Origin of the sequence: Acanthopleuribacter pedis (assembly GCF_017377855.1) — a bacterium.
GTDB lineage: Bacteria > Acidobacteriota > Holophagae > Acanthopleuribacterales > Acanthopleuribacteraceae > Acanthopleuribacter > Acanthopleuribacter pedis.
Genome location: NZ_JAFREP010000023.1, coordinates 151,120 through 171,784, shown reverse-complemented (window position 1 = coordinate 171,784; position 20,665 = coordinate 151,120). Strand labels below are relative to the sequence as shown.

The window sequence follows — 20,665 nt, the reverse complement described above, 5'->3', positions numbered from 1 at the left end:
AGAAAAAGAGTTGACTTCTTTTTCTGGTGAAGTATCCTGAAACACGCATCTAACACCTGTCCTTACGCTGGTAATTTATTTGGCCTCAGTTGACCATCGCCTAATGGTCTTACTTGAATCCGGCCAAAATCGTTCATATGTTTTGAAATTCAGAGGAGAACAAAAAAGATGAAAGCTTATTCAAGACTCCGTTCTTGGAGCAAACCCCTGCTCGTATTCGTCGCTTGCCTGTGCGCAATTACCGCCATGGCCGCCGACAAAATCGATCTGCGTCAACAGCCCGACATGTGGCGTGCCGCTAACTTGAACCCCAACGAAGCGCTGGTAAGCGTTGTGGGTTTGGACGCCGCCACCAACCAATTGACTTCTTTTTCCGACCGTACCGACGCCACCACCAAATTGCGTCACACCCGCTACCAACAGTACTACCAAGGTATTCCTGTTTGGGGTGAGAACATCGCCGTTACCCGCGATGCTCAGGGTGCCATCGTTCGGATGCACGGTCAGATCGTTGCCGGGATTGGTTCTGAGTTGGTTGACGTAACGCCCGCGGTTCCCTCCAAGCAAGCTTTCGCCGCCGCGATTCAAGACACCGTGGCTGTTCAAAACTTCGCTTCTCCAACCATGGAGAACGAAAAAGTTCAAATGGTTATTTACATCGCCGACAACGGCGAGCCCCGCTTGGCTTACTACGTCTCGTTTTTCGCGGATGAGAAAGCCGGCGGCAAACCCACCCGTCCCACCTACCTGGTAGACGCCAAAACCGGCGACTTCCTGCTCCAATTCGAAGGTCTGGCGCATGCTGATGCGACCGGCCCTGGTGGTAACCAAAAAATCGGTCGTTACGAATACGGCTCCAACGGTGTTCCTTTCTTGAACGTTGCTCAGAGTGGCAGCACCTGCTCCATGTCTAACGCCAACGTTCGTACCGTTAACCTGAACGGTGGTACTTCCGGCAGCACGCCCCACAGCTTCACCTGCCCCGAGAACACCGTTAAAGAAATCAACGGTGCTTACTCTCCCCTGAACGACGCCCACCACTTCGGTCAAGTTGTTTTCGACATGTTCAGCCAGTGGTTCAACACCGCGCCGCTGACCTTCCAGTTGACCATGCGCGTTCACTACAGCACCAACTACGAAAACGCGTTTTGGAACGGTTCCGCCATGACCTTCGGTGACGGTCGCAACACCTTCTACCCCTTGGTTTCTTTGGACGTATCCGCTCACGAAGTTTGCCACGGTTTCACCGAGCAAAACTCCAACCTGGTATACCGCAACCAATCCGGCGGCATCAACGAAGCTTACTCCGACATGGCCGGTGAAGCTGCTGAATTCTTCGACCGCGGCTCCAACGACTGGTTGGTTGGCCAAGACATCTTCAAATCCAACGGCGCCCTGCGCTACATGAACAACCCTCCCCAAGACGGTCGTTCTATCGATCACGCTTCCGACTACACCAGCGGCATGGACGTACACTACTCTTCCGGTGTATTCAACAAAGCGTTTTACTTGATCGCGACTTCTTCCAACTGGGACACCCGCAAAGCTTTCGAAATCTTCACCCGCGCCAACCAAAACTACTGGACTTCTTCTACGAACTACCAACAAGGTGCCCAAGGTGCTTTGGACGCGGCTGCCGACCTCGGCTACGACGCTGCGACCGTTGTTAACGCTTTCGGTCAAGTCGGCATCACCCTGAGCGGTGGCGACACCGGTGGTGACACCGGCGGCGATACGGGTGGCGACACCGGTGGTAGCGAACTGCAAAACGGTGTACCTGTTACCGGTCTTTCCGGCAGCACCGGCGACTTCGCGTTCTACACCATCGAAATCCCTGCCGGTGCACGCAACCTGAGCGTAAGCATCAGCGGTGGTTCCGGCGACGCCGACCTCTACACCCGTGCCGGTGCGCAACCTACCACCAGCCAGTACGACTGCCGTCCCTACCGTTCCGGTAACTCTGAAACCTGCACCGTGGCCAGCCCTGCCGCCGGCACCTTCCACATCGGTGTTCGCGCTTACAGCGCCTACTCCGGTGTAACCCTGGTCGCTTCTTACGATGAGGGCGGTCCTTGTACCTTGCCTAGCGACTCTGAGTCCGGTTTGAGCGCTTCTTCCGGCAACTGGGTCTACCGCACCGTCACCGTTGGTGAGTGTGGCGCTACCTTGAACGTCAACATCTCCGGTGGTTCCGGTGACGCCGACCTCTACGTTCGTGCCGGCGCCCAACCTACCACCACTTCTTACGACTGCCGTCCTTACCGCTGGGGCAACACCGAGTCTTGCTCGGTAAGTGTTTCCGCCGGTACCTACCACATCGGCATTCGCGCTTACAGCTCCTTCAGTAACCTCAACCTGAGCTACGAAGTTGTTGAATAAACCAAACCCACATAACCCGTCACTTCGCTGACGGAAACCAAGACCCCTTCACGCTACGGTGTGGAGGGGTTTTGCTTTTTGGATGCTCGTGTGGTGCGTGGTTTGGCGTCTTTTTTCGTGGCTTGGTATCCTTTATTTCTCAGGATAGCAGGATGAATAGAGGATGGGCGATGATGGTTTGAGCGCGTCCCGGCGTGGTAGCGCCTTGGATAACGGGGCCACCTGGAACCTGGTTCCGCGACGGGTGGCGTTGTCTGTAAAACAAACTGTCGTTTAGGATGGGTGAACGCATCAAGCGCGTGCCGAGACGCGTGTTTTTTTTCAGAGAGTCCACGGCGGTGAGGTTATTGGTTTACGATCCCGAGGATGATCGCAGGGGTGACGAATCCGCGTGGGACGCTTAAACCTAAGAAGCGCGATATAAGCCAAGGGTTTCTGCTAAAGATATGGAGCAAAATGGCTTGGGGAAAGCGGGCCGGGTTCGCGCACGACGTGCACCATTGGGTGCGGTGCGCATTTTTACAGGCCGTTGTAGCCCCGAGGTTTAGCGAAAATCACCGCGTTTCAACGCTTCTTAGGTTAAAAAAGGCAATGATCCAGGTGGACCCCTTTATCCGCGGCGCCTCTGAGCAGGGGTGAAGCAAGTCGCTGACCGCGTATCCTGTAATCATCCTGGTTTCCTGAGAAATAAAGAATCCCAAGCCCTGTCTAAAAGGAATCCCACGCCGGCGAACCCGGCCGCGCCAATGCGCGCTAATCCATGTATGCTATCAACCAACAATCCAAGGAACCGAGAAAGGGGGGTGGGTTTTGAAAATACCAGTGACCGCCGCGGTGCGGGTGCTGCGCCAACACAAGGTGGACTTTGAACCTTTTTTGTATCGCTATGAGCCGCAAGGCGGGACCGCCGCTTCCGCCGCGCATTTGGGTGTTGATGAGCACCAGGTCGTGAAAACCCTGATTTTTGAAGATGAGCGCCGTCAACCCCTGGTGGTTTTGATGCACGGTGATCGCCAGGTTTCCGCCAAGGAATTGGCGCGTTTGCTCGGCGTTAAAGCGATTTCGCCGTGCAAGCCGGAAGTCGCCCAGAAACACAGCGGTTATATGGTTGGGGGGACGTCCCCTTTTGGGACCAAAAAGAAGATGCCGGTTTATGTTGAACGCGGCATTCTCGAGCTGGAAAAAATTTACATCAACGGCGGCAAGCGCGGGTTTTTGGTTGCGATTGCGCCCGCGGTGTTAGCCGATGTTTTGTCGGCGCAGCCCGTGTCCGCGGCCACCTAACCTAGCGTAGAAGCGGGTGACGGGAAATGCGGATTAGTTGCTGTTCAGGGCAGCCATGGGTTGAGCGCGGCCTTTATCCAGTTGTTCGCCGAGGTTGGTTAAGGGGTTGATGTAGATCAGGGTGTGGTTTTCCTCGGGATGGAGGCGAACCACCATGCCGATCAATGTTCCGTTTTCTTGAGAAAAGACCGGTGAACCCGGTTGCGATCCCAGCGTGACCCTTTTGTCCAGGCGTGCGACCAAGCAACCCGGCTCCGTGGCCAGTATTTCACCCTCGCGCCATTGGAAGCCGAGCTTGGCTTTGAAATTTTTGTCGGCAAACCAAATACGGGTGCCGAGGACCGGGCCCTTGCCGCCGGATAGCGTTAAGATTTGGTTGCTGGGAAGTGCGCCTTCCAGCAGGAACAGATTGAGGTCGTCGCGGACATCCAGCGGCGTTTGGCTACCCGGGCGACCTGGTTCACCCAGTCGTTGGCGACTGGGTAGCGCTTGGGTTGGGTCCGTGACGGGCAGCCAGGCCACCGCGGTGGGTAAACCGCGGTTGTCCGCCGCCAGGTAGGCTGCCGCCGTGACGCCGATCAGTTGCTTGTCGGGAGTTTGAACCACAAACCCGCTGCCTTGGAGGGTTTGGTCGCCCTCTTGCCAGTACCACAGCGGTTGAAAAAGAAAAGGGTGATTGGGTGGCGGAACCTGGGTGAAGCCCGCGGCGGCGGCGTCGCTTGTCTGGTCGGCCGTTGCCGCCTGGTTTGTTTCTTGACCGGGGTCGGGGGTGTCGCCGCGGAACAGCCACATGCCGAACAGGGTCATCAGGAGCAGGGCAAGGCCCACGGGGGCGACCACTTTCAGCAAGGTTTTGGGGTCTTTGAGTTGTTCCGCTTGGGCGCGCCAATCCGTTTCGCGCAGGCGTTCCGGCAACCCTTTGAAGCGTGCGGGAAGTTCTTTGATGCGTTCGGGGAGTGCGCGTGCCTTGTCTTTGAGCGCGTTCATGTCGAATTCGCTCAGGCGTTCCTTGAGGGTGGCGATCAGTTCTTTTATTTTTTCGACCATGGGCACTTCCTCTTGGGCCGCTTATCGTCCGCTGCGCGGGCTTTGTTGAGCTTTTCATGAAGGATCGGGGGCCCTTGGCCTGCGAAGCTTGCGCGGCCTTGGTCCGCCGGCTATACTTGCGTTGCATTCTCGTCGGCAAGGAAGGATTGGATCGGTTCGCGTTGTGACCTCAGCGCGTGTAGTCTGTTTCGCCGCACACGACCGGCATCTCTTCGATCCATCCCACGATGTTGTGAACGTCCTGTTTCCACGAGGTGCCGATGGTTCCGGTTGATGTTTGCCAATGGTTTCGTAACAGCGCGGCGGCCCCGGGGTACGGGCGACCGCTGCAAATACAGCAACATACCCAAGGGGGAGATGATGGCCGGCATTTTTAAAGCATACGACATTCGCGGTGTTTACGGCGAAGTACTTGACGCGCAAATGGGATACAAGATTGGGGTGGCATTCAGCAACCTGATCGGCGCGGGTAAAACGATTGTGATCGGTCGCGACGGCCGTCCCCATTCCGAGGAACTGCAAGCGGCTTTCATCGAAGGTGTGCGCGACGGCGGCAGTCACGTGGTGAACATGGGTTTGTGTACCACGCCGACCTCTTACTTCGCCTGTGTGCGGGGCGCCTTTGACGGTGCCGCGGTGATTACCGCTTCCCACAATCCCGGCCAATACAACGGTATCAAATTGTCCCGTGCGAAGGCCGTTCCGGTTGGTTACGCCGAGGGCATCAACACGATGGAAGCGGCGATCAATGAAGACCGTCTGGTTAAAGCCGGGCAACGTGGTGATTTGACCGAACAAGATTTCAAACCCGCCTACCTTGATTTCCTCAAGGAAGCCTGCGCCTTCACCCACAAGTTTAAATTCGCCGTGGATTGCGGCAACGGCATGGGCGGCTTTTTGATTGAGGATTTCCTCAAAAAAACCGAACAGGAAGCGGTCGCGCTTTTTTGGGATATGGATTTTACCTTCCCCAACCACCTGGCCAACCCGCTCGACTTCACCACCTTGGAAGCGTTGCAGGCTAAAGTTCGCCAAAAGGGTTTGGATTTTGGGGTTGCCTTTGACGGCGACGCCGACCGCTGCTTCTTCGTTGACAATCAAGGTGAAGTGGTTCCCGCCGACATTCTGACCGCCTTGATCGCGGTTGACTTCCTCAAGAAACGTGGGCCCGGCGCCATCATTTACGACATTCGCAGCTCCAAGGTTGTTGCCGAGCAAATTATCGCCAACGGCGGTACCCCGGTTCTCTGCCGCGTCGGTCACTCCTTCATGAAGGCCAAGCTGCGCGAGATGGACGGCCCCTTCGGCGGCGAGTTGGCGGGTCACTTCTACTTCAAAGACTTCTTCTTCGCCGACAGCGCGTTCTACACCATGATTACGGTCATGAACATCATTGAAGAATCCGGTAAAACCCTGGCGGAACTGATTGCGCCCTTTAAGATCTACGTACCTTCCGGCGAAATCAACTTCAAAACCGAGATTGCCGACGATTTGCTCGCCGAGGCCGACACGGTATTCCCCAACGGTCAAGTCAACACCATCGACGGCGTTCGCATTGATTTCCCCGATTGGTGGTTTAGTCTGCGCAAATCCAATACCGAACCCTTGTTGCGTTTGGTTGTCGAGGCCGACAAGCAAGACCTGTTGGATGAAAAGGTTGCGGCTGTTCGCAAGTGGTTGGGTGACCGCGGCGCCGTGGAAATGGCCGGCGGCCACTAGGCTTCTCTGTTTAAGATAACCCGGTATGAGACGCGCGCCGGCCCGGTACGGGTCGGCGCGTTGTTGTTTCGTGCCCGTTTTTTGGCGCCTGTTCGCCGGCTGAGCCACAACCGGCAGGGCCTCATACCGCATCGTTGCTGAGACACTGAGTCACGAAACCGTCTGGTTTGAATCAGCCCTATTCTTTCCCACGACGCGGTGGAAAAGCGCCGGGGCCTACTGCATTCCGGCATTTTACCCAGAGTGTGTTTCTTGGTGGGAAAGTGGGTTCTCGTAAAAAATCTGACGGATAACTCCGTGGTACCCAGATAGCCAGACACCCCGCGCCCTTTTAGAATAAGACGACATCGTTTAATGCCCGCCGTGGTTGTGGTGGGTTGACGGGGCGTCGGTCGATGAATCACCAAGAAGACATACCGAAAATCGGGCCTAAGGTTCAGCTTCAAACCGCCTTCCTTGTTCTTTGTTTGGAGCCCGAGACCCTTTACAGTTGTGGCGGCGTTGCCGCGCGCGCCCAAGCGCGTCATTACGCACGTCTGCGTGATTCACTATCCCAATTTGCGCGTTCCAACAGTTTTTGCGGTTATCGCGAAGCGGGGTTAAGCGGGAAAATCAAAGCGGCCAATGGACGATTGGTGCCGGCCTACGCCGGTTCCGTGTGGCAGCGTCATGTGGGATACCACACCCTGCAAATCGCGCTTGAGCTTGCCGCGGTGTTGGCGCGATCCGCGCCGGCCGCCGGCGATAGCAATCAAGCATGGTGTGCCGATGCCATTGCACGCCGCTCCTTGGCCGGTGTTGTGGATCAACGGGAAGTTGCTTTGCGCACCCGCTTGTTACGCAGGCTTTGGCGTTTTTGGTTCGGGTTTTCCGTCGAATCAGATCAACCCTTGCCGGCCGTGGATTGGTGCCGGTGTGTACCTGAAGAAACGCGCCGCCTGGCCTTGGCTTGGTCGCGTGGGAGTAGCCAAGTTGCAGGTTTACCCCCGGTTTCCGCCGCATTCCAAGCCGCTTTGCTTTATGGGGGACGGCCCGTGGACGCTGACGTGTCCCACGCCGTGGTGCCCACGCCGCGATTCACGAATCCGGGGTGGCTGACCCCGGCGCGATTGGCGCTCGTCGCGGTGATGTTGATTGGCTTTTTGAGTGTTGGCTGGTGGTCGGATCGTCCGCGTTTGCCCGGCGCGATCATCAGCTCGGGGTCGGTCGCGTCGGTTCATGTGCACCGTGATGACGGGGCCTGTGCGCCTTGCTTGTCGCGTTCCGTGACCGGCGCCTTTGATGCTTGGAATCATAGTGAAAGGTCAGGACTGGATGGGGTAACCGGCGGGGTTCGAGGGGCGCTGCCAACACCGTTTCGAACACCGCCCAATCCCCCAACGCAGCCTGACTTGGTGCTGGGTTTCGTGCCGATGTCGCCTTAGGCTAGGAACGAAAACCGGGTCGGGTCGGACGGGGTGGGGGCTGCATTCCCATACCCCGTTGCGACCTCGGCTCGGGGCGGCGTCCCGCTGGACTCGGCCACGAGCCGTGAGCCGTTGTCAATGTCCGGTGGGTCGGGGTTTGGGCCGATGGTGCCGTTATCGGCGGAAATGCCTCGCACGTCTACGACATCTCGGTCTGGGAAACGTTCGGATTGAAGGGTGCTTGTGGGCTGGCGCAATGGTGCGATGGTGGTTGGATCAACCGGCGATGCGCGGTTGATGGGTAATAATTCAGTCAATGTTCCTCCTCGGGAGCATGGCATCGCCCTTCACCGGCCGGCCTTTCTCGGCGGTGTGTTGTGAAGCGGAACCTGGAACCCCGGCAAGAAACCACCTAGCCGGTAAGGTGCCGTTTACGAGGCGATACCCTGGGTATCGAACATCGGAGATGCCGTACCCAGGTTGAAACGGTGGGTGATCAGTGGGATTTACCCGACTCGTGGTGAGGGCAGGTAAGCTGCCTAGTTATAAGCTTTTAACGGTTCCGCTATCGCTTGTCGGGTAGATGGGCGCACCAGGATGAGGTGCTCTGTGCAACAACCCCGGGTTCGCGCGACCTGAGACACGCCGGTCGGTAGAAGCCGCCGCGAGGATCGGCAAGCACGGCTATTCGGCAAAAAGCTGAAACCATTGGCAGGTGACTCTAACACAACAGTCCGTTGCATCCCCCGTCAAGCTTTTCTGTGACACTTTGCCAAAAAAACAGCCCGTGCGGATAAGCGAGGCTTTGCTCGGGAACCAATTGATAAGCATGCTCGGTTGTGACATGTCCTGAGGAGGGGCGTGCCCGCGGGCGATCCGTTCGCAAAACGCGAAGTTTGGGTTCTGCACATTGACGGTGTTGGGGGTGGGGGCTTCGGCTGATGTTTGCTGCTGTTTTTTGATCGGCGGGAGGATTGCGATTTCAGGCCGGGATCATGGGCATTCCCAGTCTTCAAGCAGTTCCAACTGCTCGCCGGCATAAAGGTCGTTTTGGGCTTCGACATGCGCGCGCACTTCTTCGACCAAACGATCTTCCGTCCGTCCCTCGCAGTGGGCGAGCAGGATGCGGTTAATTTTGGTTTGAATCAATTTATCTTGGGCCTGAAGTTGGGTAAGTCGTGATTCCGCTTCCGTATTCGCTGCTAAGCTTCCGGCCAGGTCACCGGTTAAGCCTCTGAAAAAAGCGAGGTCCCCGTAGGCCACACCCGTGTTGAGTGCATCGCCGATACGTTCAAATTCCGCCAACTCTTTCTCAGCAAAGGTACGCGCCGCCGCCCAGCGTTTTCTTCCAAAGCTGACCTTGGCTTTGAGGTGGTAAAAATGACCGAGGTGTTTGACCTTGCCGCTTTCGAATCGGCTGAAAGCGATGTTCAGCAGTTCGTCGGCGCGTTCATAGCGGCGTTGGAACACCGCCGCGCTTGCCATACCGATCTCGCATTTAAAGAGATTGTTTTGTTTGTCGCGCAGCCGGTAGAGGTGGTGGGCCGCCTCGAAGCCGTTAATCGCATCCTGGTGTCGTGCCTGGTTAAGCGCGAGGTAACCCTGAAGGTAGTGGCAATGGGCCGCCAGTTCTGTGTCCGGCTGGTGATCCAGAATGTAAACCAGATTGCGTTCCGCCGCTGCCTGGTCTTGGTTCAGGTATTGGGTCCAAGCTAAACCGTATAACAGGGTTAAATGGCCGCTTTCTTGGAAGCGAGTTTCGAAAAAGGCCTGCGCTCGAGCCGGGCCTTCCTCGGTGAGAAGACGCATCCCGTCTCGGTAACTCTGGTCGGCCTGTTCCTTGGTAAGTGTGGTGAACAGGGTTCCGGTCGGCGTGGCCGAGGGCCTTGGCTGAGAATGGTGCCGATTAAGACCTAAGAAATAAGCGATGATTAAGGCCTGGACAAGAGCAATAAACATCAGTAAATATTTGATATTCAAGTCGTCGCGCTCCAGGTTTCATGATAGTTAGGGAGGGGACCCAGGCGATGCTTTTAATATAAGCAAAAACCTCCCGAGAATGTTTGGGAACCTGATCTGAGAATCCTTTTGAGGTTTGCCGGGAAGAAGGGAGCGGCAAGGGTTAACAGGGTGTGAATTGAGGGGTTGATGGGTGTGATGCGGCCGTCGAAACCGCGCGGGCCATGCGTTGCCGACAACAGGATTTGTCAAAAACAAGACCAATAGCGGCGTTACTGATGTATTTCATGTCAACTTGGTTGCTGTTGGGGTTCCAGCCCAAGTATTTGCCGCTACTAAGCCAGCTTTTGGCCCTGACGTGCCGCACATTTAGGACGTAGATTAGGGTTGGGCGATCACCCGTCGGATCTCTTGACTCCGCGTCTTTCCGAGAGTCTCGGGTACCGGCGGTTTTGCCGGGGCGCTTCACGAATGTCTTTGCGCATTTCCGGTGAGGTTGGGCGGTCCGCAAAACCAGATCGACCGAATGAGGCAAGAAGTGAGGGACGCGATGGTATATGAACGAGAAGCCGGTCTGCCCGGCCAAGAACAACCGGTACTGATTCTGTTGCATGAAGAAGAGTACGAAAACTGGGACCTCGAACGCGTCATCGAAAGTGACGGCATCATGCTCCTGGAAGATTTGGCGCGCATTCTCTTTTTGGATGAGGCGCGTTTGTTGGCGGTGTTACACAATCAGCCGGGGGGATTGATCCAGCAATGGCAGCGTTGGTTTGTGGATCTCGCCTATTTTCGCGAAGGTTTTGAGGGGTTTGCCGATGCCGATCCCTGCGAGCGACTTGCGGGCTAAAACGACCAAAGCCGCACGGTTGGTGCGGCTTTGGTTTGCGATTCTCAAATGAAACCCCTGTTGGTTCGGCGGGAAGGTGGCGCGGGATGCCTACAAATTGTCGAATTTGCGCTTTAAATCGAACTCTTTGCTGGTGACGATGTCTTCCAATTGTTGAATGCGGCGTTCAATGTCGGCGTATTGGTCTTCTAGCTGCGACATGGCGATGGCGGGGGTTTGGTGGTATTCGTCCTTGGAAATCGGTTCCTCGAAGGGGCCGTCATAGGTTACGGCATGTTGTGGGGGCATCCACAAGGTGAGGAAGATGTAGGTTAAAACAGCCAAAGCGCCGAGTGGTGGGAGCACCAGGGTGCCAATGGCCGCGAGCCGCAGCATGATGGGTGAAATGTCCAGGTGCTCCGCGAGGCCGCCGCAAACACCGGCAAAAATTCGATGGCGACGTACCGGACGGGGGCGACCGCGAAACATCAGGCGCTTGCCGCGAGCACGGTACCGGCGTGAGCGGGATGCGCGTCTGGAATCTCCTTCCATGAATTGGTGCCGGTAAGTGGTATAAGCCATAATTCCTACTCCTTCAAAGTTCCTACTAATGAACGGTGACCAAGTGCCTGGGGTTTGGTCCAAACCAACAAAAAAACGGGGGACACCCATAAAAACGGGATCGACGCGACCGAGGGGGCCGCAACCGGGAAAGCGGTGGTTAGTGGTGAGCGCGCTCGTATTCTGGTTTCTTTGTGAAAACAAGATAGACGATAAAACCAAGCACGGCCAGGGTTAAAACACTTTTGCTGAGCAGGAAGTGGAGGATTGAGCCGGCGATGGCCGCGATCAATCCCAGCAAGCCGGTCAGTACCTTGAGCACGAGCCCGGATAACCAGATCGCACCGACAAGTGCGGCGCCGATGCAGGCGACTTCAAACACTTTTTTCATGAAATTTTTCCTTGTTTCGTCTGGTGCGCGAGAATTTCTTCCAAGTGACCGAGTCGTTCCTGCAACCGTTGGGCGCGTTCCTGAAGGGGCCGCGGGTTCAGGGTCGGGGGCTCGCCTGGCTCAAGCGGGGCGGATTCGCTGCCGGGGTTGAGTTTTGCCATGCGTAGGTCGAGCAGGCGGTTGGCGAGGCGGTAGCCCATGTACAGGAGCGTCAAGGTGACGGGTGTGACAAAAAAAATAAAAAGTGGAATGAGATCATCCAAGGTGATACCTCCGGTGGCCGGCCGGGCCAAGGTGCATGGGGCGCGCGCCACCCCATGTGTAAGTGTGGTGAGAACGGCGGGAAAGGCCCGCCGCGGTGCGTTAGCCTACGGCGGCGGTTTCTTTCTTGGGGGGGGCGATGGCCTCGTGTTCTTTGGTCGCGATACCCCGTTCTTCCTTTAGGCGCTGCAGCTCCAGCTCGACGGCTTCGTTTTTAACGAGATCGGAGAACTTTTTCTCAAGGCTCTGGTTGCTGATCGACATCACCTCGGCTTCCGCGCGGTAGCGGTCGATGCGTTTTTCGTAATTTTCGAACTTGGCAAAGGCACCGGTGGTATTGATACGGTAGATTTTGTCTTCAACAGCACGGCGGTTTTTGGCGCTTTTGTGGCCGGCGATGAGCAGACGCTGACGACCGCGGGCGGCTTCCAGCTTTTCTTCCAAACGACCGATATCGCCTTGGTATTGGTTGCTCAAATCGGTGGACTCTTTGTGTTGCTCGGTTAACTCGCGGACTTTGCCTTCCGCTGTTAATTTTTGTTCCAGAGCTTCTTTGGCAAGATCTTCGCGGTTGCGATCCAAGGCAAGATTGGCTTTAGCTTGCCAATCGGAAACGCGTTGTTTCTCGGTATCCAGGGCGCGTTCAATACGAATACGGTCCGCGACAACCTCGGCGGCGGAAGATTTAACCTCGGTCAGGGTGTCTTCCATTTCGTGAATCATCAGCTTAACCAGTTTCTCTGGGTTTTCAGCCTTTTCCAAAATAGAGTTGACGTTCGAATTAACAATTTCGCTAATTCTAGAGAAAATACCCATAGTGTCCTCCTGTGTGGGTTTGTCACGCGGGATACCCATTAGCAAGCATGTTGCCAAACTTATCGATCATTATTAAATAGTTGGTTTTAATGTAGCTTATGGAGTTGAGGCTGTTCGAACTCTGCCGGCTTAGGCGGGTGCAATCGCCAAGGGTTGTGGCGGTCTGTTTGGCGAAAACTGCGTGGATGTGGCGATATATTAAAGGTGGTTTTTCGGCGCATTGTTTCGCATGCCCGCGGGGTTTAAGAAGGCGTCGCTCGTGATTCCCGTCTCCATTTCATGTATGGTAAAAAGGTTGGGTCGGATGACCCGATAGGATTGAAGAACGAAGGTTAAGGACACACATGGAAGCCAAACTCACCAAAGACATTGAAGAACATATCGCGCTGTTTCAAAAGTTGCGCGACGGCTATCTCGGCGAGGTTGAGGCCATTGGCCGTTTGCTCTGGAAACGCCTCGAGCAGGGCCACAAAATTTTGGTGGCCGGCAATGGTGGGTCCGCGGCGGATGCCCAGCACTTCGCCGCCGAGCTGGTGGGTCGTTATTTGGTTGAACGCCGCTCGCTGCCCGCGATTGCCTTAACCACGGATACCTCCATATTGACCGCGGTTGGCAATGATTATGGGTATGACCAGGTGTTTAGCCGTCAGCTTGAAGGGCTCGGCCGTGAAGGTGACGTTTTTATCGGAATTAGTACCAGTGGCAACAGTGAAAACCTGGTGCGCGCCATGAACAGCGCCAAAAAGATCGGTGTGACCAATGTCGCCTTGGTCGGCAAAGGCGGCGGGCGTATGAAACCGCTCGCGGATGTGGCGCTGGTGGTTCCCTCCGACCATACGCCCCGCATTCAGGAAGGCCAGCAGTGGATTTGGCATACCTGGTGTGACCTGATCGATCAATTCCACGGTTAAACCGAGAATTCCGTTGGACGCACCCGTTCGGGTTCGATCACCTGTTTCGCCATGGCTTTCCGTGGCGGCGGCCCTGGTTTTGACCCTGCTCACCTTTGCCGCGGGTGCCATGCTGGGTGTCGCGGAACTGCAATGGCACGATCTCTGGCAAAGTGAAAGTGTCACCGCGCGTATTTTTTGGCAGTTGCGTGTGCCGCGGGTGTTAACCGCTTTCTGTGCCGGCGCAGGTTTGGCAAGTGCCGGCCTCATTTTTCAGGCCTTGTTTCTCAATAGTTTGGCGACGCCTTACACGCTCGGCGTGTCGAGTGGGTCGGCCTGCGGCGCCGCCGCGGCGATTGTGCTCGGCGGCATGGCCTCCGGTGCAACTGGTATGGGGGTGACCCTGGGGGCCATGACCGGGGCCGCCGCGGCCACCGCCCTCATCTTGGCCTTTAGCACCACCCGTCTGGGTACCCAGCGCCATGTTCTGCTGCTCGCGGGTGTTGCCGTTTCTTTTTTCTTCTCCAGTTTGCTGATGCTGATCCAATCGCTGGCGTCCTTTTATCAGTCGTTTCGCATTATTCGCTGGTTGCTGGGAGGAATCGCCGTGGTGGGTTATGGTGAAGCCATGGCGCTTGCCGTTGTCTCCGGCTGTTTCTGGTTGGTTATGCTGGGTTTGGCCCCGCATCTGAATCTTTTGTTGCTCGGTGACGACCTGGCCCACGCGCGCGGCCTAGCGGTGAAAACGATTAAACGCCTTTTGCTGGCGGGTGTGTCGCTTTTGGTGGCAGTGATTGTCAGCATCACCGGTCCCATTGGTTTTATCGGGATGGTGGTTCCCCACGTTTGTCGGCTGGGTTGGGGTGGCGATCACCGGCGCTTGGTGTGGGTTGTGCCCCTGGTCGGTGGTTTGTTTTTGGTGTGGTGTGACTTGGTCGCCCGGTTACTCATGCAACCCTCCGGGTTACCGGTCGGCGTCATGACTTCTCTGATCGGCGCCCCGTTTTTCTTTTTCCTGCTGATCTCAAGTAACCGCCACGACCGCGTTTTGTAGCTTGAAACTACAACGAAAAAGCCGACCGGCGGGCACCGGTCGGCTTTGCTGCAAGGGCGTTTTTTGGAGAATTAGTACTTGCCGAACTCACTGTCGTCCAGCGAGATGATTTTGCTGGGGTCGATGGCGCTGCCGGTCCGTTTGGCCGGGCCGCCATAGCCGCCGGCGGGTGGCGCGCTGGGTGCCGGACCGGGGGCGATGGCCGGGGCCGGCATGCCCATTTGCTGTGCCATAAAGTCCTGGAACATTCGCATCATCTCGGGTGAGATGTTTTGCGCCATTTGCGGTGCTTCGCGTTTTTTCAGCTTGAACTTGGTCATGACCTCGCGCAAGTGACTGGACTGGCTCGACAGCTCTTGGCTGGCCGCCGCACTTTCTTCCGCGTTGGCCGTGTTTTGCTGGGTGACCTGTTCCAATTGGCCCAAGGCTTTGTTGACCTGGGAAATCCCCTGTGCCTGCTCGTTGCTGGCGGCGGCGATTTCGGCGACCAAATCGGTGACCTTGGTAATGCTCTCGACGATTTCGGTCAGGGCACCGGCCGTGTGACCGGCGATTTCGGTGCCGGTGTTGACCTTTTTGATGGATTCCTCGATCAGGGCCGTGGTTTCCTTGGCCGCGTTGGCACTGCGCGCGGCCAAGTTGCGAACTTCTTCCGCCACAACCGCGAAGCCTTTGCCGTGAACCCCGGCGCGCGCCGCTTCAACCGCCGCGTTTAATGCCAGCAGGTTGGTTTGGAAGGCGATTTCGTCGATGACCTTGATGATCTTGGAAATGTTTTTACTGGATTCGTCGATGGCCCGCATGCTGGCCAACATTTCCTGCATTTGGGTATTGCCGTTTTCAGCCGAGGAACGCGTTTGCATGGCCAATTGGTTGGCCTGGGTGGCGTTTTCGGCATTTTGGCGTGTTTGCGAGGCCATTTCGGTCATGGAAGCCGTGATTTCTTCCAGCGCGGCAGCCTGTTCGGTAGCGCCTTGGGACAAACTCTGACTGGCGTCGGATACCTGGCGGGCACCGGTGTTGACCTGTTCCGCGGTGAGTTGGACTTGGGCCAGAATTTCATTTAATGAGTTCAGGGTTTCGTTGAGCGCCGATTTCAACATCCCGTGATCACCCTGGTAGTCGCCGGTAACGAATGCGGTTAAGTCGCCGTCGGAGACCCGGGTCAGCTTTTGTTGCAACTCACCAATTGGTGCCACAATGGCGTCGATGATGTTGTTAATGCCCTTCATCATGGGAATGTAGGAGTCGGTCAAATTGCCGGTCTGGCCCCGTTTTTGGAGATTGCCGACGTTGCAGGCTTCAATCAGTTCGTTCACCGAATCGCGGTAGCGGGCGCGTTCGTTGTAGTCGATCCACTCAACCGCGTTGCCAATGTGGTTGCCGTCGTCATCGTAAAGCGCGCTGGCGTTGAGTCCGAACTCCAGTCCGGCGACAGAGATTTCGCTTTTGTAGGGCAAGTTGCGAACGTCGCCGAGGATGGCGCGTTGTTTGGCGGGGTTTTGGTGGAAGCTGTCGATATTGGTTCCGACCAAGTTGTTGGCGTCAAAATTATCGAATGCCTTGCGCAGCTCACTGGTGTACTGCCCGAGCAGGTTGCGGACCGCCGGGTTACAAAAAGTAATGTTTAAATCCCGGTCACACATCATGAGGTTGGTGGCGGCGCCTTCGATCATGGATTCGAGGGCGGTGGCGCGTTCGGCGCGTTCACGAGAGCGGGTGACGTCCTTCCATTCCAGCGAGTTACCGATGTAGTCGCCATTGTCGCCGTACATGGCGGAGACGTTGAGTTCGAACAGGAGGTCGCCCACTTTAATATCGGCGCTGTGGGGCAAGTTGGTAGGGTCACTCAGTAAACCACGCTGATGCGACGGTTTCTTGTGAAACTGGTCGATATTGGTACCGATCAGGTTCTCGGCTGAAAAACCGGGGTACTGATGACGGAACTGCTCGATGTTGGTGTTGAACAACCGGAAGGAAGCGGGGTTGATGGTGCGAATGACCAGATCGCGGTCGACCGTGATCATGGCGGTACCGGAGCCTTCCACCGCGGATTTGAGGCGGGCGACCTCATTTTGACGTGCGCGCGTTTCGGTCACGTCGTACCATTCGAGGGTGTTCCCGATGTATTCCCCTTCCTCCGTGACCATGGCCGTGACTTGCAAATTAAAAATCAGGTCGCCGATATAAATATCGGTTTCATAGGGCATGTTTTCGGGAGAACTGAGGACGCGGCGCTGAACCTGAGGGTCCTTGTGAAAGCGATCAATGCAGGTGCCGACCATGCTGTCGAGTGTGAATCCGGTGTAGACCCGCTTGAAGGTATCGAGATGGCGGGCGATCATGCGCCGCGTGGCCGGGTTGATGTAGGTGATCACCAGATCGCGATCAATCATTATCATCGAGGTCCCGGAGCCCTGAATGGAGGACGTGTATTGGGCGATGCGGGTATTCCCGATAGCGCCTAGGGCCATCTCTTCCAGCACGACCGTGGCGCCGGTGGGTTCGCCTTCGTCGTCAAGCCAGGGGTTGATTTTTATGCTGAGGGTGACCGTTTCGTGACTACCGTGGTGCTCGAAAGTGATCGAATCATTCAGCGCTTCAGCGTCCCGCATCGCTTGATCGATGGGGGTTGCCTTGCGCTTGGGATAAAACGCCGTCCAGCATTTTTTCCCGATCACCGCGTCGGCTTTTTTGCCGGTAAGCAACTCGCAGGCGTCGTTCCACGCGACGATCTTGGCGGCCGCATCCACAACAAATGTCGCAATTGGGTTGCTTTGAAATAAGGTGGCAAAGTCAATTGATCCGCCGGCCTCGGTCATAATTTCCTCCTGTCTTGGGGGTCCCTGGTGTGTATTAAGGGATGAATCATTGTGCGCTTGGGTTGATCACGCTTCGGTGGGGGTTGGGTTTTCCGGGGGACGGGCATGGGCGGCGTTGCGGAACAGCAAGGCCTCCGCGTCGAGCAAGATTTTGACGTTTTCACCAACCTTGCCCATACCGCGCATGAATTGGTTGCCCCTCCCTTTGCGGAAGTGTTGGGATTCCTCGATGTAGGCGTCGGGGATTTCCAACACCTCGGAAACGGTATCAACGATGAGGCCCACGGTTGTGTCCTTGGCGTTGATGACGATAATGCAGGTGCGCTCGTCGTAGTCGCGCTGCTTCATGCCGAACCGGAGACGAACATCCATCACGGGAATGACCTTGCCGCGTAGGTTAATGACGCCCTTGACGTAATCGGGAAGATCGGGCACGGGCGTTATTTTTTGAATGCCGATGATTTCCGTTACGAAGCGAATAGCCAAGCCGTAATCTTCTTCGCCGAGAATAAAGGTGAGGAACTTTCCTTCCTGGGTGTCTTCGACGACGTCGTTCGCGGTTGTGCCGGCATCTGAAGTCATAAAAACGCCTCCAATGGCAAGAGGGCCGGAAGTTTGCAAGAGTCAATTTTTTGCGGGAGAAACCACAACACTTATCGTTCGCGTTGCTCGGTTTCATTAATCCGTTGTTTGGAAAATGCCAAAAAGATGAATTCTTTTGGGCGGTTGTTGGCGGAGGACGTGGATAACCGTGTAAAGCCAGGATTTACACGAACTGGTTGACGATGGTTTGGATGTTGAGAATCAGGCTGATACTGCCGTCGCTGAGGATCGAGGTACCGGAGACACCGGCCACCGAACCCAGGTAGGGCGAGAGGCTTTTGATGACGGTTTGGTACTGGCCGCGGATTTCATCGGCGAACAGTGCGGCCTTTTGGGTGCCGTGTTCAACCACAACGATAATGCCGTTTTCGAGCTGCTCGTGGTCGCAAGGCGTAGAGAAGAAACGGCTGAGGCGGATGATGGGGATGAGTTCCTCGCGCAAATGGAGATGGGCTTCCCGATCCACATCATTATGGATTTGATCGGGGCGGCAACGCAGAGATTCGCGAATGTAACCCAGGGGAATGGTGTAGAGCGCGTAGCCGACACGCACCAACATGCCCTCCACAATGGCGAGGGTAAGCGGAATGCGAATGGTGAAACGCGTACCTTGGCCCAGCACACTTTCCGTCTTGATGTTTCCTTTAACTGTTTCCACACTTTGGCGCACCACGTCCATGCCCACGCCGCGGCCTGAGATGTCCGTCACCTGCGCGGCGGTGGAGAAACCCGGTTCGAAAATCATTTCGTAAATGCGCTCGACCGGGGGATCTTCCGGCTTTTGCCACAAGCCTTTTTGGCGGGCTTTGGCGAGGACGGCGTCTGGATCGATACCGCGGCCGTCGTCGCGGATTTGGATGATAATTTCGCCGCCCTCATGGGCCGCGCTCAACCAAATCGTGCCCGTTTTTAACTTTTGTGACGCCTCGCGGTGGCTTGGGGCTTCAATGCCGTGGTCGATGGCGTTGCGGACGAGATGCAACAGGGGATTGGATATGGCTTCCACCATACTTTTGTCGATTTCCGTCTCTTCCCCTTCAATAATTAATTCGACCCGTTTCCCTTGCTTCTGGGCGACGTCCCGCACGACGCGGTTCATCTTGCGAAAGGTCGGCCCGATGGGCAACATGCGCAGGCGCATGACCGAATCCTGCAAATCGCGAGAGATTCGGTTGAGTTGGTTGGCAGCCTTGCGGAAATTGTCGAGCCGGTGACCCGCGAGATCGGGATTGGCCGTGACCATATTTTCGGCCACAATCAGTTCCCCGACCAAGGTAATCAAACCGTCTAGCTTGGACAAATCGACGCGAATGTTGTTCTTACTATTGGTTGTGGTGGAACCGCGGCTGGGTTCTTTGGCGCGGCGTTCCTCCTGCACCTTGAGCGCGGTTTGCAATTGTTGTTCGTTAATGTCGCCATGGGTTTGCAGAATTTCACCGAGGGGTTGCGCTTGTTTTTGTAAGGCGATTTCCAGGCGGTCGTTTTCAATGAAACCCAATTCCACCAAGATTTCACCCAACATGCCGGCTTCGCCTTGGCTACTTACCTCGGCAACCATTTGTGTGAGTCCGGTTTTTTGATAATCGTCCAGCAACTTGATCCAGGTGTCGGCGTGCTCGGGTACGCCCTCATTGGTTTCGAGGGTGCTGACGGAGTTTTTGAGCTCGTCCACGACTTTCAGCATCAGGTTGATGCCTTTTTGATCCGGTTTGAGCACATGGCTTTTGTAATCTTCTAAAACGGATTCGAAACTGTGGCCGATGGCCTCCAGCAGGCCGTAATTGAACAGACCGCAATTGCCTTTAAAGGTATGCATCGCCCGAAACGCGGCATCAATTGCTTCCTGGTCGCCTTGGTTTTGCTCAAGGGCCAACAGGCAGGTTTCGGTATGTTCGAGTTGTTCCTCGGCCTCAACCAGAAATATCTTCAGCATTTCGGGGGTGATGCTGATGCGTAGTTCTTCGGGTAATTCGTCGTTGATACCGATGTCGACAAAAGGGGTCGCCTCCGCGGCGTCGTCGCCGGAAGCAATTGAACCCTCGGTCAGGTGTTCAAAGGCTGTGACCAGTGCTCCGATGTCGTAGGAAAAGAAGGCTTCTAAATTGCTTGCCTGCAACAAGCTTAATAAATGGGACAGCGCGTTCATCGCCCGTGCGCTGAGGTCCATAAACTGAGTGTCGACCCGTTCCAAATTGGGCGGGCCGTTAAAAAACGAAGCCATTGGGCCGGCTAACTGGTATATCGGTGCGAGATTGAGGAAGTCGGCACTGTCTCGAATGGATTGAAGCTGATCGTGAATCGCGCGCCAAACACCCTGTAAGTCTTGGGGTTGGGCGTAGAGCGATTCAATGTGACCGTTGATGTCGTCGAGTACGTTTCGACTGTCTTCGGCAAATTCGATGAAAATATCGAGTTCATCAGCAGAATGTTGCGACATAAGGTATTAGGTCCCGCTATGGAGGTGGTGAAACGTCCTTTCAGCCCGGACCGCCTTGAATCGTGCAACCCGAACGATGGGGGCGACGGTCAGGCGACAACGTTATGCACAACGCCGACGGGGGCGCGCTCACAACCCAGCCGCCGGAGCGGTGTGGTGCTGAAAACAAAAATGCGAAGGTGTGGAATCCTTAGTATTATGCCGGCT

General features: G+C 56.0%; 17 protein-coding genes. 7 read left to right on the top strand and 10 right to left on the bottom strand.

Annotation, left to right across the window (positions count from 1 at the left end; all coding sequences use genetic code 11):
• The first annotated feature begins 168 nt into the window (after positions 1 to 168).
• Positions 169 to 2,379, top strand: a complete 2,211-nt coding sequence (locus tag J3U88_RS22935) for a M4 family metallopeptidase (protein ID WP_207861326.1) — start codon at positions 169 to 171, stop codon at positions 2,377 to 2,379.
• A gap of 810 nt (positions 2,380 to 3,189) precedes the next feature.
• Complete coding sequence (gene ybaK, locus J3U88_RS22930) at positions 3,190 to 3,663, top strand: Cys-tRNA(Pro) deacylase (RefSeq protein ID WP_207861325.1); 474 nt, start codon at positions 3,190 to 3,192, stop codon at positions 3,661 to 3,663.
• Positions 3,664 to 3,696: 33 nt separating this feature from the next.
• Here ybaK and J3U88_RS22925 read toward each other — a convergent pair whose 3' ends face one another.
• The gene (locus J3U88_RS22925) at positions 3,697 to 4,710 is read right to left on the bottom strand and encodes a hypothetical protein (protein WP_207861324.1); all 1,014 of its coding nucleotides are present in this window, start codon (positions 4,708 to 4,710) and stop codon (positions 3,697 to 3,699) included.
• A gap of 360 nt (positions 4,711 to 5,070) precedes the next feature.
• On the opposite strand from J3U88_RS22925, the gene J3U88_RS22920 reads away from it, so the two are divergent.
• Positions 5,071 to 6,429: a phosphomannomutase/phosphoglucomutase gene (locus J3U88_RS22920; protein WP_207861323.1), complete on the top strand. Its 1,359-nt coding sequence runs from the start codon at positions 5,071 to 5,073 to the stop codon at positions 6,427 to 6,429.
• 395 nt (positions 6,430 to 6,824) lie between these two features.
• Complete coding sequence (locus J3U88_RS22915; RefSeq protein WP_207861322.1) at positions 6,825 to 7,853, top strand: hypothetical protein; 1,029 nt, start codon at positions 6,825 to 6,827, stop codon at positions 7,851 to 7,853.
• Here J3U88_RS22915 and J3U88_RS22910 read toward each other — a convergent pair.
• Both J3U88_RS22910 and J3U88_RS22905 read right to left on the bottom strand, forming a co-directional pair.
• Positions 7,850 to 8,152 (bottom strand): hypothetical protein, encoded by a 303-nt coding sequence (locus J3U88_RS22910; protein WP_207861321.1) that lies wholly within the window; start codon positions 8,150 to 8,152, stop codon positions 7,850 to 7,852. The genes J3U88_RS22915 and J3U88_RS22910 overlap by 4 nt on opposite strands.
• 676 nt (positions 8,153 to 8,828) lie before the next feature.
• Positions 8,829 to 9,815, bottom strand: a complete 987-nt coding sequence (locus tag J3U88_RS22905; protein WP_207861320.1) for a hypothetical protein — start codon at positions 9,813 to 9,815, stop codon at positions 8,829 to 8,831.
• A 529-nt stretch (positions 9,816 to 10,344) separates the two neighbouring features.
• On the opposite strand from J3U88_RS22905, the gene J3U88_RS22900 reads away from it, so the two are divergent.
• A complete protein-coding gene (locus J3U88_RS22900) occupies positions 10,345 to 10,644 on the top strand; it encodes a hypothetical protein (RefSeq protein WP_207861319.1) in 300 nt (99 codons plus the stop codon).
• Positions 10,645 to 10,734: 90 nt separating this feature from the next.
• Here J3U88_RS22900 and J3U88_RS22895 read toward each other — a convergent pair whose 3' ends face one another.
• The 4 genes from J3U88_RS22895 to J3U88_RS22880 all read right to left on the bottom strand — a co-directional run bounded on the left by J3U88_RS22895 (position 10,735) and on the right by J3U88_RS22880 (position 12,652).
• Entirely contained in the window at positions 10,735 to 11,205 is a 471-nt protein-coding gene (locus J3U88_RS22895; RefSeq protein WP_207861318.1) for a PspC domain-containing protein, read from the bottom strand.
• Positions 11,206 to 11,344: 139 nt separating this feature from the next.
• Positions 11,345 to 11,575, bottom strand: coding sequence for a hypothetical protein (locus J3U88_RS22890; protein ID WP_207861317.1), 231 nt, complete (start codon positions 11,573 to 11,575; stop codon positions 11,345 to 11,347).
• A complete protein-coding gene (locus J3U88_RS22885) occupies positions 11,572 to 11,838 on the bottom strand; it encodes a hypothetical protein (protein ID WP_207861316.1) in 267 nt (88 codons plus the stop codon). The genes J3U88_RS22890 and J3U88_RS22885 overlap by 4 nt, the downstream gene beginning before the upstream one ends.
• A gap of 100 nt (positions 11,839 to 11,938) precedes the next feature.
• Entirely contained in the window at positions 11,939 to 12,652 is a 714-nt protein-coding gene (locus tag J3U88_RS22880; RefSeq protein WP_207861315.1) for a PspA/IM30 family protein, read from the bottom strand.
• Positions 12,653 to 12,996: 344 nt separating this feature from the next.
• Here J3U88_RS22880 and J3U88_RS22875 point away from each other — a divergent pair, with 344 nt between their 5' ends.
• Both J3U88_RS22875 and J3U88_RS22870 read left to right on the top strand, forming a co-directional pair.
• Positions 12,997 to 13,563, top strand: coding sequence for a D-sedoheptulose-7-phosphate isomerase (locus J3U88_RS22875; RefSeq protein ID WP_207861314.1), 567 nt, complete (start codon positions 12,997 to 12,999; stop codon positions 13,561 to 13,563).
• A gap of 13 nt (positions 13,564 to 13,576) precedes the next feature.
• Positions 13,577 to 14,596: a FecCD family ABC transporter permease gene (locus J3U88_RS22870; protein ID WP_207861313.1), complete on the top strand. Its 1,020-nt coding sequence runs from the start codon at positions 13,577 to 13,579 to the stop codon at positions 14,594 to 14,596.
• 71 nt (positions 14,597 to 14,667) lie between these two features.
• Here the strand turns inward: J3U88_RS22870 and J3U88_RS22865 are convergent, their stop codons facing one another.
• From J3U88_RS22865 to J3U88_RS22855, 3 genes are all read right to left on the bottom strand, one after another.
• Entirely contained in the window at positions 14,668 to 17,418 is a 2,751-nt protein-coding gene (locus J3U88_RS22865) for a methyl-accepting chemotaxis protein (RefSeq protein ID WP_207861312.1), read from the bottom strand.
• Positions 17,419 to 17,484: 66 nt separating this feature from the next.
• Positions 17,485 to 18,000, bottom strand: a complete 516-nt coding sequence (locus tag J3U88_RS22860; RefSeq protein ID WP_207861311.1) for a chemotaxis protein CheW — start codon at positions 17,998 to 18,000, stop codon at positions 17,485 to 17,487.
• A 184-nt stretch (positions 18,001 to 18,184) separates the two neighbouring features.
• Entirely contained in the window at positions 18,185 to 20,458 is a 2,274-nt protein-coding gene (locus J3U88_RS22855; RefSeq protein ID WP_207861310.1) for a chemotaxis protein CheA, read from the bottom strand.
• Positions 20,459 to 20,665: the final 207 nt, after the last annotated feature.

What these genes read in the sequence shown, in the direction of transcription:
- J3U88_RS22855 (WP_207861310.1), bottom strand. Translation starts at nt 20,458, where the DNA reads ATGTCGCAACATTCTGCTGATGAACTCGATATTTTCATCGAATTTGCC.
- J3U88_RS22935 (WP_207861326.1), top strand. Translation starts at nt 169, where the DNA reads ATGAAAGCTTATTCAAGACTCCGTTCTTGGAGCAAACCCCTGCTCGTA.
- J3U88_RS22900 (WP_207861319.1), top strand. Translation starts at nt 10,345, where the DNA reads ATGGTATATGAACGAGAAGCCGGTCTGCCCGGCCAAGAACAACCGGTA.
- J3U88_RS22890 (WP_207861317.1), bottom strand. Translation starts at nt 11,575, where the DNA reads ATGAAAAAAGTGTTTGAAGTCGCCTGCATCGGCGCCGCACTTGTCGGT.
- J3U88_RS22925 (WP_207861324.1), bottom strand. Translation starts at nt 4,710, where the DNA reads ATGGTCGAAAAAATAAAAGAACTGATCGCCACCCTCAAGGAACGCCTG.
- J3U88_RS22860 (WP_207861311.1), bottom strand. Translation starts at nt 18,000, where the DNA reads ATGACTTCAGATGCCGGCACAACCGCGAACGACGTCGTCGAAGACACC.
- J3U88_RS22915 (WP_207861322.1), top strand. Translation starts at nt 6,825, where the DNA reads ATGAATCACCAAGAAGACATACCGAAAATCGGGCCTAAGGTTCAGCTT.
- J3U88_RS22875 (WP_207861314.1), top strand. Translation starts at nt 12,997, where the DNA reads ATGGAAGCCAAACTCACCAAAGACATTGAAGAACATATCGCGCTGTTT.
- J3U88_RS22895 (WP_207861318.1), bottom strand. Translation starts at nt 11,205, where the DNA reads ATGGCTTATACCACTTACCGGCACCAATTCATGGAAGGAGATTCCAGA.
- J3U88_RS22880 (WP_207861315.1), bottom strand. Translation starts at nt 12,652, where the DNA reads ATGGGTATTTTCTCTAGAATTAGCGAAATTGTTAATTCGAACGTCAAC.
- J3U88_RS22920 (WP_207861323.1), top strand. Translation starts at nt 5,071, where the DNA reads ATGGCCGGCATTTTTAAAGCATACGACATTCGCGGTGTTTACGGCGAA.
- J3U88_RS22865 (WP_207861312.1), bottom strand. Translation starts at nt 17,418, where the DNA reads ATGACCGAGGCCGGCGGATCAATTGACTTTGCCACCTTATTTCAAAGC.